We start from the raw sequence: 13,364 nt of genomic DNA, 5'->3' as shown, positions 1-13,364 counted from the left end.
GATTCCAGTTCCACAAAACTCAATTAATAGATGAATTACTTTCGCAAAAGCATCCACGAAATGTCTGGCTACGTGCCGGGGGAACAGCCACCGCTAGGCACAAAAATTATTAAACTAAATTCTAATGAAAATCCCTATCCGCCTTCTCCCAAAGCCTTAAAAGTGCTTCAGGAAATAGACGGAGAAATGCTGCGGCGCTATCCAGATCCAACTGGCAAACTTTTCCGCATTGCTGCTAGTCAAGTTTTGGGAGTTGCTGACGATTGGATTGTTGTAGGTAACGGCAGCGACGATTTATTAAACTTGATAGTTCGCGCTGTGGGCGAATCTGGGAAACAGATTGTTTGTCCCGCGCCAACCTATGTATTGTACCGCACTTTGGCACAAATTCAAGATGCAGAATTTGTTGAAGTTCCTTATCCCGACGACTACAAGTTACCAGTCGATTTGCTAATAGCAGCCCAGGGTGCAGTGACATTTGTAGCTTCGCCAAACAGTCCATCGGGAACAGCAATATCTGTTGCAGATTTGGAGAAACTGGCTAAAGAGTTATCGGGCGTTCTTGTCATCGACGAAGCTTATGTAGATTTCGCCGAAGACAATGCTTTGAACTTGGCAAAAAAGTACAGTAATGTTATAGTTTTGAGGACGCTTTCAAAAGGTTATTCCCTAGCAGGATTGAGGCTGGGTTTTGCCATAGCCAATCCGGCGCTGCTGGCAGAATTAAATAAAATCAAAGACAGCTATAATGTGGATGCTTTAGCTTATGCAGTGGGGGCGGCTGCGATCGCCGATCGAGACCACAAAATAGCCAACGCCGAAAAGATTAAGGCTTCGCGAGCAAAACTAGCCATTAGCTTCAGGGAATTAGGCTTTGACGTTTGGCCGTCGCAAACCAACTTTTTGTTAGTGCGGCCACCAAACGGCGATGCAGAAAGGATTTATCAAACACTCAAAGTACGGGGAATATTGATTCGATACTTCAATCAGCCGCGATTAGAAGACAAATTGCGGATTAGTGTAGGTACGGAGGAACAGAATCAAATCTTAGTGAAAACTTTGAAAGAAATTCTCTAAATAACGATCGCACTAAAATTAGTTTATAGTGATGACTTTAGTCCTCTAATTTTTATGGAGACTGGCATTCCTGACTACACACAGCTTGAGTACGGATAATTATTAGGATTATCAATAGTCAACCCGGCCGACTGAGCAATATCCAGCAATGGGTTGTCCGCCGAAACAAAAACCAGTCGAGTTTCTGGCGGCGAAAGGAGAGTAGTAGATTGAAAGCGCAAAGCCGACGCTAACTGCACAGAATCATAAGCGCGCAGCGGATGTTGCATCACCAATTCGGTGGCTGTTTCTATCAAAGTTCGATCGATATCTATGACTCGGTATTCATTTTCAAAATCCTCCCTAACTTTTTGCGGAATTAAATCAAAGCGCTGCGCAGACAAACTTCCATCCCGCAGACGGCGTGCAAAAGCGCTGTGTACCTCCACCCAAGTAATCTGACTAATAGCTAAATCGTTATCTGTAGCAGGATCGGTAATCGATAAAATCCAGTCAGTGCCTATTTCAGGCACGTATCGTTTGACTAAAGCGCTAGTATCCAGAAAATAAGCATTTACCACGGGCCCCGATCCTCGATAACGATTTCTGAGAGAGGCTTGCCCGGTAGCGATTCCATTTTTTTCATCAATTCGCGCCACTGCTGCGCGCGCTTGATTAATTCGGCTCGATGGAGCTTACCCTGTTTATTTGGCAAACGCACCAATCCTCGTACATCCATCAACTTAATCGCCTTTTCGCGATCGTCCTTGAGTTCTTCCTGGGAAACTTCCGCTACAATTGTGATTTGCACAGTTTCCCCATCATTCAATGACAAAGGACTCAGAGGACGAAAAACCCCGTTTTCGTAGATAGCAGTAATAGTTTCTGGCATAATTAGCCTCTTAATTAAATGCTGTGACTTATTGTACTTCTTTTAATTACTTCGTTGCCACCACAGCCAAATTCCAAGCCAAGCGCTTCATCAAAGGCAACTTCTTCACAAAAACATCCAACCCTTCTAACCGAGAGTATTCCGGTTTCAATCTCTCTTGTTCAATGATAATCTTTTTCCAATAACGCTCCTCATTCGGATGCACTTTTTCGATTAAATAAAAGCGCAAAAAAATCCACAGCGATGTCAGCCAAAACGTATCATAAGCCGTCTCGGAAAACAAAGACTTGACACAATTCACAATATTAATATCCAAAGGACTTTCATCCTCCGTCCGCACCTCAGTGGCCATTCTACGGTAAACATTAATCACCGGATTGTGCTTCATCGGGTCCCAAAAACAAGCCTTACCCCCAGGCTTCAGGACGCGGTGCATTTCGCGAATTGCCTTTTCTGGTTCCGGTAAATGGTGCAACAAATTAGAAGCATAAACAATATCAAAACTATTGTCCGGGAAATCCATTGCCATTGCATTCACCGTGCAGCCGTCTATTTTGACGCCGTTTTTCTCAGCCAATTTCAGAGCAACTTCTACCATGCCCTGAGAATAGTCAGCAGCCACACACTTTGCACCTTTTTTAGCAAAATAAACGCTATTTTCTCCCGCGCCACAGCCTAAATCTAACAGGCGTTTGCCTGTAATATCGCCCATTTGCTGGACTATAAATCTATTTTCTGGGGCGGTACAAGCTTCAAAGTAATCATTGACTCGAATGCCGTCAATATCGATTGTGGATGCCCAAGCATCGTGGAATTGTCGTTCTTTTTTTAAAGTTTCGTCTTGCATTTTTCAAGAGTTGGTTATTAGTACAAACAGTAATTTTAAACCGCAGATAAACCCGGATTAAGGCAGATTAATTGAGATTTATCTGCTTCGATCTGGGTTCGTCTGCGGTTTGTTTCAAGAAAAATGGCTGACAAGAAATTTATCAGCGCTGTGCTTTTGCAACAACTTGATTTCCGATCGCAGTTGGCTGTTCCAAGGCTTTTTCAGGATTAGACTGCAATGCCTGATACAGGCGATTTAAAGCGCTGATGTATGCTTCTGCGGACGCTACGATAATGTCAGTATTGGCTGAGTGACCGGAAAATACTTTGCCTTCGTGCCGCAAGCGAATTGTTACTTCGCCGATCGCATCTATGCCCGCTGTTACCGATTGTACAGAAAACTCGATCAACTCGTTCGGTACGTTTACCACCCGGTTAATTGCCCTGTAAATCGCATCCACAGGCCCAGTGCCGATCGCAGCATCGGTCAATTCTTCGCCCGCCGGATTCCGCACAGTGACTGTTGCTGTCGGGCGAGATTTGTCGCCGCAGGAAACTTGCACCAATTCTAACCGGAAAAGTTCCGGTGCTTGGTGCACTTCGTTATTGGCTATCGCCTCTAAATCCCAATCAGTAATCTCTTTTTTCTTGTCTGCCAAATCTTTAAACTTGACAAAAGCCTTATTTAGCTCATCGTCTGCCATTTCAAAACCCAACTCTTTCAAGCGAGTGTGAAATGCGTGGCGGCCGGATAATTTGCCCAAAACGATTTGGTTTTCAGTTAAGCCGATCGACTCAGCGTCCATAATTTCGTATGTCCGCTTATTTTTCAGCACTCCGTCTTGGTGAATTCCCGACTCGTGAGCAAAAGCATTTGCCCCGACAATCGCCTTATTTGGCTGCACCAACATCCCCGTCAAATTGGAAACCAAGCGGGAAGTTTTGTAAATTTGGCGCGAGTCAATATTTGTCAGCGGTTCCTCAGAATCAGCAGGCCTGCCCAAGAACGGATTATAATATTGGCGCCGCACGTAAAGCGCCATTACCAACTCTTCCAGTGCTGCATTTCCCGCCCGTTCGCCAATCCCGTTAATCGTGCATTCTAACTGTCTGGCGCCATTTTTCACGGCTTCCAAAAAGTTAGCAACAGCCAATCCTAAGTCATTGTGACCGTGCACCGAAATAATTGCGCGATCGATATTCGGCACATTTTCCTTAATTCCCCGAATCAAAGCCCCAAATTCGCTCGGAGTCGTGTAGCCGACAGTATCGGGAATATTAACAGTAGTCGCACCCGCTGCGATCGCCCGTTCTAGAACCTGATACAAAAACTCCGGTTCCGATCGACAAGCATCTTCCGGCGAAAACTCCACATCATCCACAAAAGACTTAGCGTAAGCCACCATTTCCGGCACAATTTCCAGAACCTCAGCCCGCGTCTTTTTCAGCTTATACTCCAAGTGAATATCAGACGTAGCCAGAAACGTATGAATTCGCGAATTTGCTGCTGGTTTCAGAGCCTCTGCTGCTGTTTTAATATCCTCCTTTCTCGCCCTCGCTAAACCGCAAATTGTCGGCCCATTTTCTGTGCCAACCGATCGGGCTATTTTTTGGACTGCCTCAAAATCTCCCGTGCTGGTGAAAGGGAAACCCGCTTCAATCACATCTACGCCCAATCTCGCTAACTGGCGAGCGATCGTCAGCTTTTCATCCACATTCAGAGATGCACCCGGAGATTGTTCTCCGTCGCGCAAAGTCGTATCGAAAATAATAATTCGGTCTTGACTTGGTTGAGTTTTCATAGCTCTAAAAAAGTGTTTTCCTGATTTTTACTTGTCCGTTTTTCTGGATTTTTAGCCTCCAGTCACCAGTCCCCTGTCTCGCGCCCATAACGAATAATTAATAACCCCTAACCCATAACTACTGACTAATGACTAATAACTACTGACTAATGACTAATGACTAATAACTACTGACTAATGACTAATAATCCATCTTCTCGATATGTTCCCTAATTTCATTTAGGTCTATATACCTATCTGTAGCATTTCGTAACTCTCTAGCAATCATTCCTTCGGTTGATACCACAGTAATATGAGTATTTTTCGAGCGGAGAAGTTCGATCGCCCGCTCAAAATCTCCATCCCCGCTAAAGAGCACAACTTGGTCGTATTGATCCACGGTATTAAACATATCAACCACAATTTCTATGTCTAAATTAGCCTTTTGAGAATATCTGCCCGAAGCATCGTCGTAATATTCCTTAAGAATTTTAGTGCGAACCGTGTAACCTAGACTGATTAAAGCATCTCGAAATCCCCTTTGATCTTGGGGGTCTTTTAGGCCCGTATACCAGAAAGCATTGATCAAGATGACATTCGGCTGCGAAGTTTTGAAATATTCGAGCACCCTGCGAGGATCAAAAAACCAGCCGTTCTTTTGTTGAGCGTAGAACATATTGTTCCCGTCCACAAAAATAGAAAGGCGGTTCATTAAGTTTGTCATAGAAACTTAGACCTAATAATTGTAGAAAGAAGTTAATCTAAATATCACATTTTAGCAACATGGAGCTAACTGAGGCAATAGATTAAACTTCAGAAAACTCCATCTCCCCAGTATTTCATATTTTCGGCTCTACCGCCAGAGGGTTCTTTTAACCCTCCTTGCATTTGAGCGAGGGGCTCTCACAAACTATACGCCTCGTAACTCAATACCGGCTGCCGTGTCAAGGTTAATGGCGCCTTCAAACTACACTACCGCGCCCACCGCCCTACCGCCAATCAGGCATACCGAAACGCATAGCAGTAGATTTTGCTCCCCTGATTTCATAGCGCAGACTACCTCCGCTCAAGCCTTTTTGCTTTCAAGAGCCCAGCGAGCTAACTCTGTCCGGTTGTGCAGACCTGTTTTACCCAGCATATTGCTGACGTGGCTTTCGATAGTCCGCTGGCTTACATTCATCACGTCTGCGATCTGGCGGTTTGCCATGCCCTGCGCTAGCAACTGTACCACCTTTAACTCAGTGGGAGTCAATTCGACATTGCGGCGCGCCTTAATTTTTGGGCCACTCTCCATACCGGGATTTGAGTGGCGAATCAAGCGGGATGCTGCTTTCAGAGAAGATTCCACTTGGGCTACCAGTTCTTCTGGTTCAAAAGGCTTGACTATATAAACGTCAGCCCCAGTGCTCAAGCCTTTTACTCGGTCTGAACTTTGACCTTTTGCGGACAAGAAAAGAACGGGAATCCAGCTAGTGCGAGGGTCTTCCCTGATGTGTTTGACTAAAGTGTAGCCGTCCATTTCCGGCATCATCACATCGCAGATAATCAAGTCGGGAACTTCTTGTTCTAGTTTTTCCAGAGCGTCTCTGCCGTTTTCTGCTGTAATGACGTTGTAACCCCGAAACTCCAAGTAGTCCTTGACGAGCAAGATCAAGTTGGGGTCGTCGTCAACCAGCATCAGCCGTTTTTGCTCTCCTGAATTATTGTCCTTTGTCATGTTTATTCCCGCTAAAGTATCCCGCACACTTCCTTGTTTTCACTTCTGTTTTTTCCCTCAGTCCCCCGCCACCAGGCTGGGAGTGGAGGACGACGGTCGGCTGAAGGGATGGCGGTGAGGGAAAGCGGGGCGGGTATTACCGCTTTCCAACCTATAATTGACGGCTGTTTGTCAGTGTCTTACGACCTGGAATGCAGCCCAAACCTGTAATGGACGATCGCCCTACCAAGATCAGCCTTGATTGATTGGAGACTCCCTAACAGAGCCCAAGTTAAATAGTTAATCTCGATCGGTTCAATTTCAGGTTAATGCCCCGGTTTTAAATGATACTTCTGATATAGAGAAATTTAAGCAGACTCCCTACTTACGTATTTAACTGCTTTTAGTGTAGTTTGGCAACCTGCTTAGTGTCTGCCACTGAGAAATTTTTGCACAAAATTTCACAGTTCCTCGGATCGATTTTTTTTACTGTACCTTTTGAGAAACCCCAGGATCGCGGGAAGCCGCACAAGTAAGACAAGAACCTAACTACAGTTTTATTGAACTGTAGCAGGTGCGATCGCCCGGACGCCAAACTATCTCAAATTCTCACCCTTAACCTTAAATTTAACACTTTACCTATAACGCTGTACCTTAAACAGCGCTACACTTAAATGTTTGGCTGGGCCTCAGCAGGCACAGGCAAAGGATGAGTCAAGAAAGCGTATTCTTGAACTACCTTTGAGTTTAGGAGATGTTCCTGAATAATTCTCTCAATGACGGGTGGAGTAACGTCGCGATACCACACTCCGTCTGGATAGACTACCATAATCGGGCCAGACGCGCATACTCGCAGGCAATTGGCTTTCGTGCGAAAGACGCAGGTTGGTCGAGTGGCACTTGGCTTGTCCAACCCCAATTCTTGCAAGCGTTTTTTTAAGTAATTCCAAGCCTCCAGACTGGTTTGCCGGTCGCAGCACTTGGGCACGGTTTGGTCGGCACAGATAAAAATATGCCGCTCGATTCGATCGATTCCCAAGCTTTGGACGCAAGCGCTCAAGCCTTGGCTGCAAGATTCCTCGTTATTTTCTGTCATTGTCTTCATCAATCAAAAGTAATTGGTTAGCGATCGAAAGTCATCACCACAGCCCCCACTCCCCCCTCTCCTTGCCTCCAACTCATGCTCGGTTCGGGAACCCGTACTGACAACTAAGTTGCGATCGACCCTGACTAAAGCTAAATTAGCACTCAGGAGTCGAGAGTGCTAATATGTCAGTTGTAAGTAGTCCGCTGTTGCTTTCATCGTGACCCCTGACGACTGACTCACGACAATCTGTAATCTGGAGATTTATTTATGGCAGCAGTATCACTGAGTGTTTCTACCGTTAAACCGTTAGGCGAGCGCGTGTTCGTGAAAGTAAGCGCTAGCGAAGAAAAAACCGCCGGCGGCATCCTTCTGCCCGACACAGCTAAGGAAAAGCCCCAAGTAGGCGAAGTCGCGGCCGTGGGCCCCGGCAAGCGCAACGACGACGGCACCCGCACTGAAATGGAAGTAAAAGTCGGCGACAAAGTTCTCTACTCGAAGTACGCCGGCACCGACATCAAACTCGGCACAGACGAATACGTCTTGCTTGCAGAAAAAGACATTCTGGCGATCGTTAACTAATTAATCATTAGTCATCAGTCCTTAGTCATCAGTCATTAGTTTAAAGCGAACGCCGCCAAACAACTAATGACACGGGACAAATGACTAAAATCCATAATCCCCAATCCAAAATCTCAAACCCTCAAATCCCCAAAAACTATGGCTAAGCGTATCATCTACAACGAAAATGCACGTCGCGCCCTCGAACGCGGTATGGACATTCTGGCCGAAGCAGTAGCCGTAACCCTCGGCCCCAAAGGCCGTAACGTGGTTCTCGAAAAGAAATTCGGAGCTCCTCAGATCGTCAATGACGGTGTTACCATCGCCAAAGAAATCGAACTAGAAGATCACGTAGAAAATACAGGCGTTGCCCTGATCCGTCAAGCCGCTTCCAAAACCAACGACGCAGCAGGCGATGGTACCACAACTGCTACCGTTTTGGCTCACGCAATGGTCAAAGAAGGTCTGCGTAACGTAGCCGCCGGTGCAAATGCGATCGCCCTCAAGCGCGGTGTTGACAAAGCAACCACGTTTTTGGTAGAAAAAATTGCCGAACACGCCAAACAAGTAGAAGATTCCAAAGCCATCGCTCAAGTCGGCTCCATCTCTGCTGGTAACGACGATGAAGTTGGTCAAATGATTGCCAACGCAATGGACAAGGTGGGCAAAGAAGGCGTGATTTCCCTGGAAGAAGGGAAGTCTATGACCACCGAATTGGAAATCACCGAAGGGATGCGCTTCGACAAAGGCTACATTTCTCCCTACTTCGTCACCGACACCGAACGGATGGAAGCGATTCTAGAAGAACCTTTCATCTTGCTGACAGACAAGAAAATTGCTCTGGTACAAGATTTAGTACCCGTGCTCGAACAAGTAGCTCGTTCCGGCCGCCCGCTGTTGATCATTGCAGAAGACATTGAGAAAGAAGCTTTAGCTACCCTCGTTGTCAACAAACTGCGCGGTGTGTTGAACGTGACTGCTGTTAAAGCACCCGGTTTTGGCGATCGACGCAAAGCCATGTTAGAAGATATCGCCGTATTGACCGGCGGTCAACTAATCACCGAAGACGCCGGTTTGAAACTGGAAAATACCAAGCTCGACATGATCGGCAAAGCCCGCCGCATCACCATCACCAAAGACAGCACCACAATTGTTGCCGAAGGTAACGAAGCCGCCGTCAAGTCCCGCTGCGAACAAATTCGCCGTCAAATGGACGAAACCGAGTCTTCCTACGACAAAGAAAAGCTGCAAGAACGTTTGGCCAAATTGGCTGGCGGCGTCGCAGTGATCAAAGTCGGCGCGGCTACCGAAACCGAAATGAAGGATCGCAAACTGCGTTTGGAAGATGCGATCAACGCTACCAAAGCTGCAGTAGAAGAAGGAATTGTTCCTGGCGGCGGTACAACTTTGGCTCACCTGACTCCTCAATTGGAAGAGTGGGCTAACAGCAGCCTGAAGGGCGAAGAATTGACCGGTGCTTTGATTGTGGCACGGGCTCTGGCTGCTCCTCTGAAGCGGATTGCTGAAAATGCTGGTTTGAACGGCGCTGTGATTGCTGAGCGCGTCAAAGAAAAGCCGTTTAACGTCGGTTTTAACGCAGCGACAAATGAGTTTGTCGATATGTTTGAAGCTGGTATCGTTGACCCCGCGAAGGTGACTCGTTCTGCTCTGCAAAATGCCGCATCTATTGCTGGCATGGTGCTGACAACCGAGTGCATCGTGGTTGACAAGCCTGAACCGAAGGATGGCGCTGCTGCTGGCGCTGGCGGCGGCATGGGCGGCGGCGACTTCGATTACTAATTAATCGATCGTTTGATGGGGCGGGCTTTAGGGCCCGCCTTTTTCATAGAAATAGCTGTCACTACCAGGGGACAGCTAAATTTTTGTATAGCCTGACTGATATACTAAGAATTATTGAGTATCCGTAAAGCGATCGCATCGCAAGAGGTCAGGCAAATGTCAGCCACTATTACAATTAGCCCCAGCGAAATTCGGCAGATATTTCAGCCCCGCACGTCCAGCGCTTCAAGGTTTTGGGAACTGGCTCAAAAAGCAAACAATTTAGCTGTAATAATTGACGCTCGTTGGGATCAGATTCCCCCTGAAACACGAGAATTACTCAAAATTTTTGCCTATGCCTTAATTGAACCCCCTCAAGGGATTAAGGGAGTTTTTATTGAATTTTTACGGCGTTTTTCTTTAGCTATCGCTTTACCTTGGATCGTACATAAAGGCGAACTCGATAGTTTTGTAGCTTATAATAATGCCTTTAACAGACTTGTTAATGCAATTTTAAGTGGAGTTGAACGCGAAGATATGGCTTATCAAAAAGCACTATCTGAAGCTATAGAAGAGGCTTTTACTGATTGGGAAAATAGTAAAGATATGAGTGCGGAGGAAGCGTGTGAACGACTCAGGCAAATTTCAGATCAAGCTCTTAACGAACTTTGAGAAAACGCAGCAAAAACTGCTCCGTGATAGATATCGCAAAAATCCAACAGGAAAAGCAGAATTTGTCGCCCTTATAGAAAAATTTATCAAAATATTGAGTGTTGAACCCCGCCCCCGTCCACCTTTAGGACATTTGGAGCAGTGGCCTAAAGGCACTAGCCGCGATGGATGGGAATTGTGGAAGTTAGAATTTAAAATGCCTCAAATTCCTAGCGGAGAAGCAGGACAAGGGCGACTTATATATCTAATCAATTTTATTGAAAAAAAAGTAGGATTTATATGGATTTATACCCCCGCAGAATTTGAAAAACGACCACCTGATAAGAATTTAAAGCATTTATTGCTTGAAATTATGGATAATTATGATGTTTCCGATGAAAGTAAAAATTTAGACGACAGTGGAGATTGTGAAACTGGAAAAGACCAAGTTGGAGAAAATAAATCAAATGACAGTTAAGGTGCATAATCAAAGTGTGGCTTTTATTACCTCTCAATAACCACCCCCACCAGCTATGAAACTTTACCATACTCCCATTTCCCCCAACTCCCGCCGCGTGTGGATCGCCCTCATCGAAAAAAACCTCGACTTTGAATTAGTAGAAATCCACTTGGATGGCGATCACTTGCAGCCACACTTTATCGCAATGAATCCTTTTCACCGCATCCCTGTTTTGGTCGATGATGACTTCACTGTCGTCGAGTCTCTAGCAATTCTTGACTATCTAGAAACGAAGTATCCTGAACCGGCAATGCTGCCAAAAGAACCGAAAGATTTGGCAGTTGTGAGGATGGTAGAATTGGTCACGGTTAACGAACTTCTACCGGGACTTAACCCACTAAGCAGTGAAAAAATGGGCTGGGGAACTCCACCAGCGCAGGAAATCGCCAAGGCTAAGGAAAAAGTCAATACTGTGCTGACATTCTTTGAAGGCTTGCTGGACGATCGCCCTTTTTTCGCTAGCAACACTGTTACCTTTGCCGAGTGCGTTGCCGGCACCGTCGTGCCCTTGCTATCTTGGGTTGATGTGTCCCTAGACGGCTATCCTAAAATTCAAGCTTGGTGCGATCGACTAATGTCGCGTCCCTCATGGCAGCAAACTCAATTCACCGAGGCAGACTTGGCGGCTTTCGTATCTCGGAGACAAAAGTTTCTCGCACAATCTCAAGCCTCATGAACCAATCAATTGTCAAGCGATCGCTCTTTTTCCTAGCTATTTTCGCCTGCATCCAAATTCCCATCGCAGCAATGGGGCAGCCCGCCGCCCGATCGAACTACGAAGCAATTAACGCTAAACAGTTTCTTGCCGATCGCAAAATTACCGTCTCCAATCCCAAAGATATCGCAGCCAAACTCTTTAGCAGCGACACAGAATCTGAAGGTCGAAAAAGCGACCAAATTTCAGTTGAATATCCCACGCGAGAAACAGCGGTAATTGGCGAAACCATCCTCGGTTTAGCTGACGATTTTGTTGCTGCAATGCGGCACCGCATCGAACTCAGACTCAGGCAAAATAAGTGGGAAATTGTCTGGATTGGCCGACAATCGAAGTGTCAACCAAATCGCGGACACCAAGATTGGGCAAGCGGCCTCTGTAGCTAGAAAGGTCGATCGGCTTTTTGCTTAAATTCATTCATCCCGCGTGCGTTGCGAGGAACCAAGCTAGGACTTGACACTACTCACGAAAAACAGAGGCACAGAAAGATTCCCTACCGCTGCTTCCCGATAGAAATAAGTTATTCATTCGTAAGCCGCAGAAGCAGTCTGGGCTCGGCGTTGTTCCCTGGTTGCAGGACAATCTTAAAACTATTTTTGGTGTCGATCGCTCTTTTAGTCAAAAAAAGCGATCGAACTCAGAAATTTACTTGCACATGATCAAATTTCCAGCCGAGATAAATCCGGGCACAGGGGCTGAAATCTCAACCCAATTGCGATTTTCTCCATTCTTATCTTTCACTAACTGGAAGTTCGGCACAAGCGTTACTTGACCGTTAGCCGCTACACCGCCTTTAACAGCAGAAGTCTTGGAAGGCTCGGTGCGGATAGCTAGACCCCTCGGCGCTACGCGAGGTTCTACTTGGCGACACAGACTTACGGGACCAGTTGCAGGTGCAGGTGCTGGCGCTGGCGCAGGTGCAGGTGCTGGCGCTGGCGCTGGTGCAGGTGCTGGCGCTGGCGCTGGCGCTGGTGCAGGCGCTGGCGCAGGTGCAGGTGCTGGCGCTGGCGCTGGCGCTGGCGCAGGTGCAGGTGCTGGCGCTGGCGCTGGCGCAGGTGCTGGCGCTGGCGCAGGTGCAGGTGCTGGCGCTGGTGCTGGTGCGGGACTTGGGGAAGGAGTTTGACTAATGGTGCACGAACCTAAATTACTTTCGTCGTTGGGATAGCCGCTAGCTACATACCCTGTGACGGGAGCGGTAATTTGAATCCAGAGGCGACCGTCGGAGGCTTTAACCGAAGTAGCGCCTTGGGAGAGCGTTACCTGAGTGTTAAGTCCTACCCCGCCCACTCTAGGGGATTTGGGGTCTGGGTTCTGGCGAACGGTCAAACCTTCTTTGGGAGTGACTTTACGGCAAAGGTTCCCAGCCTGGGCTATTTGAAACGTGGCGCTATCTTCAAAGGAAATATTTTCCGCATCTTGACTGACAGTGGATGTTGATGGGGCGGCAACACCGATGGCATTCGCCTGCAAACTTCCGGCTACGATCGCGATCGCGCCCAGCAATGCAGCGGGTTTATTCCAGCAATTCAAGTTTTTCATCCGTTCAACTCCTCACTTAACCACAATCATTATCTTAATTGCAGGTCAATATAGCAAAAAAATTGATTTGTCTTCCACCAAAAAGCTCTATATAACTTTTTTAGTACCGCAAGTCAAGTTTTATTTATATTATTTAATGTTTGGTGAGTTGAACGAAGACAAATAAAGCTGCTACGCCTATAAATCAATGGCACTGAAAAAGTCTCAATCACGCCCTCCGTTTAGATTTCAAGACAGAGCGAGGTTCCTGCATTCGAGGATA

General features: G+C 46.7%; 15 protein-coding genes. 7 read left to right on the top strand and 8 right to left on the bottom strand.

The annotated features are described in order from the left end of the window. The first annotated feature begins 30 nt into the window (after nucleotides 1–30). Entirely contained in the window at nucleotides 31–1,077 is a 1,047-nt protein-coding gene (gene hisC, locus QUA53_RS23050; protein ID WP_333100005.1) for a histidinol-phosphate transaminase, read from the top strand. 74 nt (nucleotides 1,078–1,151) lie between these two features. Here the strand turns inward: hisC and QUA53_RS23045 are convergent, their stop codons facing one another. From QUA53_RS23045 to QUA53_RS23015, 7 genes are all read right to left on the bottom strand, one after another. Further along, entirely contained in the window at nucleotides 1,152–1,637 is a 486-nt protein-coding gene (locus QUA53_RS23045; RefSeq protein WP_333100007.1) for a type II toxin-antitoxin system VapC family toxin, read from the bottom strand. Further along, nucleotides 1,631–1,948, bottom strand: coding sequence for an antitoxin family protein (locus QUA53_RS23040; protein ID WP_333100008.1), 318 nt, complete (start codon nucleotides 1,946–1,948; stop codon nucleotides 1,631–1,633). Before QUA53_RS23040 ends, QUA53_RS23045 begins: the two co-directional genes overlap by 7 nt. Before the next feature lie 46 nt (nucleotides 1,949–1,994). Beyond that, nucleotides 1,995–2,795: a class I SAM-dependent methyltransferase gene (locus tag QUA53_RS23035; protein WP_333100009.1), complete on the bottom strand. Its 801-nt coding sequence runs from the start codon at nucleotides 2,793–2,795 to the stop codon at nucleotides 1,995–1,997. A gap of 142 nt (nucleotides 2,796–2,937) precedes the next feature. Further along, a complete protein-coding gene (locus tag QUA53_RS23030) occupies nucleotides 2,938–4,578 on the bottom strand; it encodes a 2-isopropylmalate synthase (RefSeq protein ID WP_333100010.1) in 1,641 nt (546 codons plus the stop codon). A gap of 181 nt (nucleotides 4,579–4,759) precedes the next feature. Further along, nucleotides 4,760–5,281 carry a LabA-like NYN domain-containing protein gene (locus QUA53_RS23025; RefSeq protein ID WP_006633075.1) on the bottom strand — a complete coding sequence of 174 codons (522 nt, stop codon included), beginning with the start codon at nucleotides 5,279–5,281 and terminating at the stop codon, nucleotides 4,760–4,762. A gap of 342 nt (nucleotides 5,282–5,623) precedes the next feature. After that, complete coding sequence (locus QUA53_RS23020; protein WP_333038438.1) at nucleotides 5,624–6,274, bottom strand: response regulator transcription factor; 651 nt, start codon at nucleotides 6,272–6,274, stop codon at nucleotides 5,624–5,626. Nucleotides 6,275–6,923: 649 nt separating this feature from the next. Continuing rightward, on the bottom strand, nucleotides 6,924–7,349 hold the full coding sequence (locus QUA53_RS23015) for a ferredoxin (protein ID WP_333100022.1): 426 nt from the start codon (nucleotides 7,347–7,349) through the stop codon (nucleotides 6,924–6,926). 258 nt (nucleotides 7,350–7,607) lie between these two features. Between QUA53_RS23015 and groES the strand changes: the two genes are divergently transcribed. From groES to QUA53_RS22985, 6 genes are all read left to right on the top strand, one after another. Then, the gene (groES, locus tag QUA53_RS23010) at nucleotides 7,608–7,919 is read left to right on the top strand and encodes a co-chaperone GroES (RefSeq protein ID WP_333100012.1); all 312 of its coding nucleotides are present in this window, start codon (nucleotides 7,608–7,610) and stop codon (nucleotides 7,917–7,919) included. A gap of 138 nt (nucleotides 7,920–8,057) precedes the next feature. Beyond that, on the top strand, nucleotides 8,058–9,698 hold the full coding sequence (groL, locus tag QUA53_RS23005) for a chaperonin GroEL (RefSeq protein ID WP_333046934.1): 1,641 nt from the start codon (nucleotides 8,058–8,060) through the stop codon (nucleotides 9,696–9,698). 156 nt (nucleotides 9,699–9,854) lie between these two features. Continuing rightward, a complete protein-coding gene (locus QUA53_RS23000) occupies nucleotides 9,855–10,349 on the top strand; it encodes a hypothetical protein (protein ID WP_333100013.1) in 495 nt (164 codons plus the stop codon). Then, nucleotides 10,303–10,806, top strand: coding sequence for a hypothetical protein (locus tag QUA53_RS22995; RefSeq protein ID WP_333100015.1), 504 nt, complete (start codon nucleotides 10,303–10,305; stop codon nucleotides 10,804–10,806). The genes QUA53_RS23000 and QUA53_RS22995 overlap by 47 nt, the downstream gene beginning before the upstream one ends. A 55-nt stretch (nucleotides 10,807–10,861) precedes the next feature. Beyond that, nucleotides 10,862–11,524 carry a glutathione S-transferase family protein gene (locus QUA53_RS22990; RefSeq protein ID WP_333100017.1) on the top strand — a complete coding sequence of 221 codons (663 nt, stop codon included), beginning with the start codon at nucleotides 10,862–10,864 and terminating at the stop codon, nucleotides 11,522–11,524. Then, nucleotides 11,521–11,949 carry a hypothetical protein gene (locus QUA53_RS22985; RefSeq protein WP_333100018.1) on the top strand — a complete coding sequence of 143 codons (429 nt, stop codon included), beginning with the start codon at nucleotides 11,521–11,523 and terminating at the stop codon, nucleotides 11,947–11,949. The genes QUA53_RS22990 and QUA53_RS22985 overlap by 4 nt, the downstream gene beginning before the upstream one ends. 259 nt (nucleotides 11,950–12,208) lie before the next feature. Here the strand turns inward: QUA53_RS22985 and QUA53_RS22980 are convergent, their stop codons facing one another. Then, the gene (locus tag QUA53_RS22980) at nucleotides 12,209–13,102 is read right to left on the bottom strand and encodes an SH3 domain-containing protein (RefSeq protein ID WP_333100019.1); all 894 of its coding nucleotides are present in this window, start codon (nucleotides 13,100–13,102) and stop codon (nucleotides 12,209–12,211) included. Between the last annotated feature and the right edge of the window lie 262 nt (nucleotides 13,103–13,364).

The sequence above is a fragment of the Microcoleus sp. Pol12B3 genome, from assembly GCF_036701355.1.
In the GTDB taxonomy this organism is placed as follows: domain Bacteria; phylum Cyanobacteriota; class Cyanobacteriia; order Cyanobacteriales; family Microcoleaceae; genus Microcoleus.
Note: the sequence above shows the minus strand (reverse complement) of the source record. Positions and strands in the feature narration are given on the sequence as shown.

Excerpts from the sequence above, each read along its gene's own strand:
- hisC (WP_333100005.1), top strand. The coding sequence starts at position 31 with ATGAATTACTTTCGCAAAAGCATCCACGAAATGTCTGGCTACGTGCCG.
- QUA53_RS23040 (WP_333100008.1), bottom strand. The coding sequence starts at position 1,948 with ATGCCAGAAACTATTACTGCTATCTACGAAAACGGGGTTTTTCGTCCT.
- QUA53_RS23035 (WP_333100009.1), bottom strand. The coding sequence starts at position 2,795 with ATGCAAGACGAAACTTTAAAAAAAGAACGACAATTCCACGATGCTTGG.
- QUA53_RS23030 (WP_333100010.1), bottom strand. The coding sequence starts at position 4,578 with ATGAAAACTCAACCAAGTCAAGACCGAATTATTATTTTCGATACGACT.
- QUA53_RS23025 (WP_006633075.1), bottom strand. The coding sequence starts at position 5,281 with ATGACAAACTTAATGAACCGCCTTTCTATTTTTGTGGACGGGAACAAT.
- QUA53_RS23020 (WP_333038438.1), bottom strand. The coding sequence starts at position 6,274 with ATGACAAAGGACAATAATTCAGGAGAGCAAAAACGGCTGATGCTGGTT.
- QUA53_RS23015 (WP_333100022.1), bottom strand. The coding sequence starts at position 7,349 with ATGACAGAAAATAACGAGGAATCTTGCAGCCAAGGCTTGAGCGCTTGC.
- groES (WP_333100012.1), top strand. The coding sequence starts at position 7,608 with ATGGCAGCAGTATCACTGAGTGTTTCTACCGTTAAACCGTTAGGCGAG.
- groL (WP_333046934.1), top strand. The coding sequence starts at position 8,058 with ATGGCTAAGCGTATCATCTACAACGAAAATGCACGTCGCGCCCTCGAA.
- QUA53_RS23000 (WP_333100013.1), top strand. The coding sequence starts at position 9,855 with ATGTCAGCCACTATTACAATTAGCCCCAGCGAAATTCGGCAGATATTT.
- QUA53_RS22990 (WP_333100017.1), top strand. The coding sequence starts at position 10,862 with ATGAAACTTTACCATACTCCCATTTCCCCCAACTCCCGCCGCGTGTGG.
- QUA53_RS22985 (WP_333100018.1), top strand. The coding sequence starts at position 11,521 with ATGAACCAATCAATTGTCAAGCGATCGCTCTTTTTCCTAGCTATTTTC.
- QUA53_RS22980 (WP_333100019.1), bottom strand. The coding sequence starts at position 13,102 with ATGAAAAACTTGAATTGCTGGAATAAACCCGCTGCATTGCTGGGCGCG.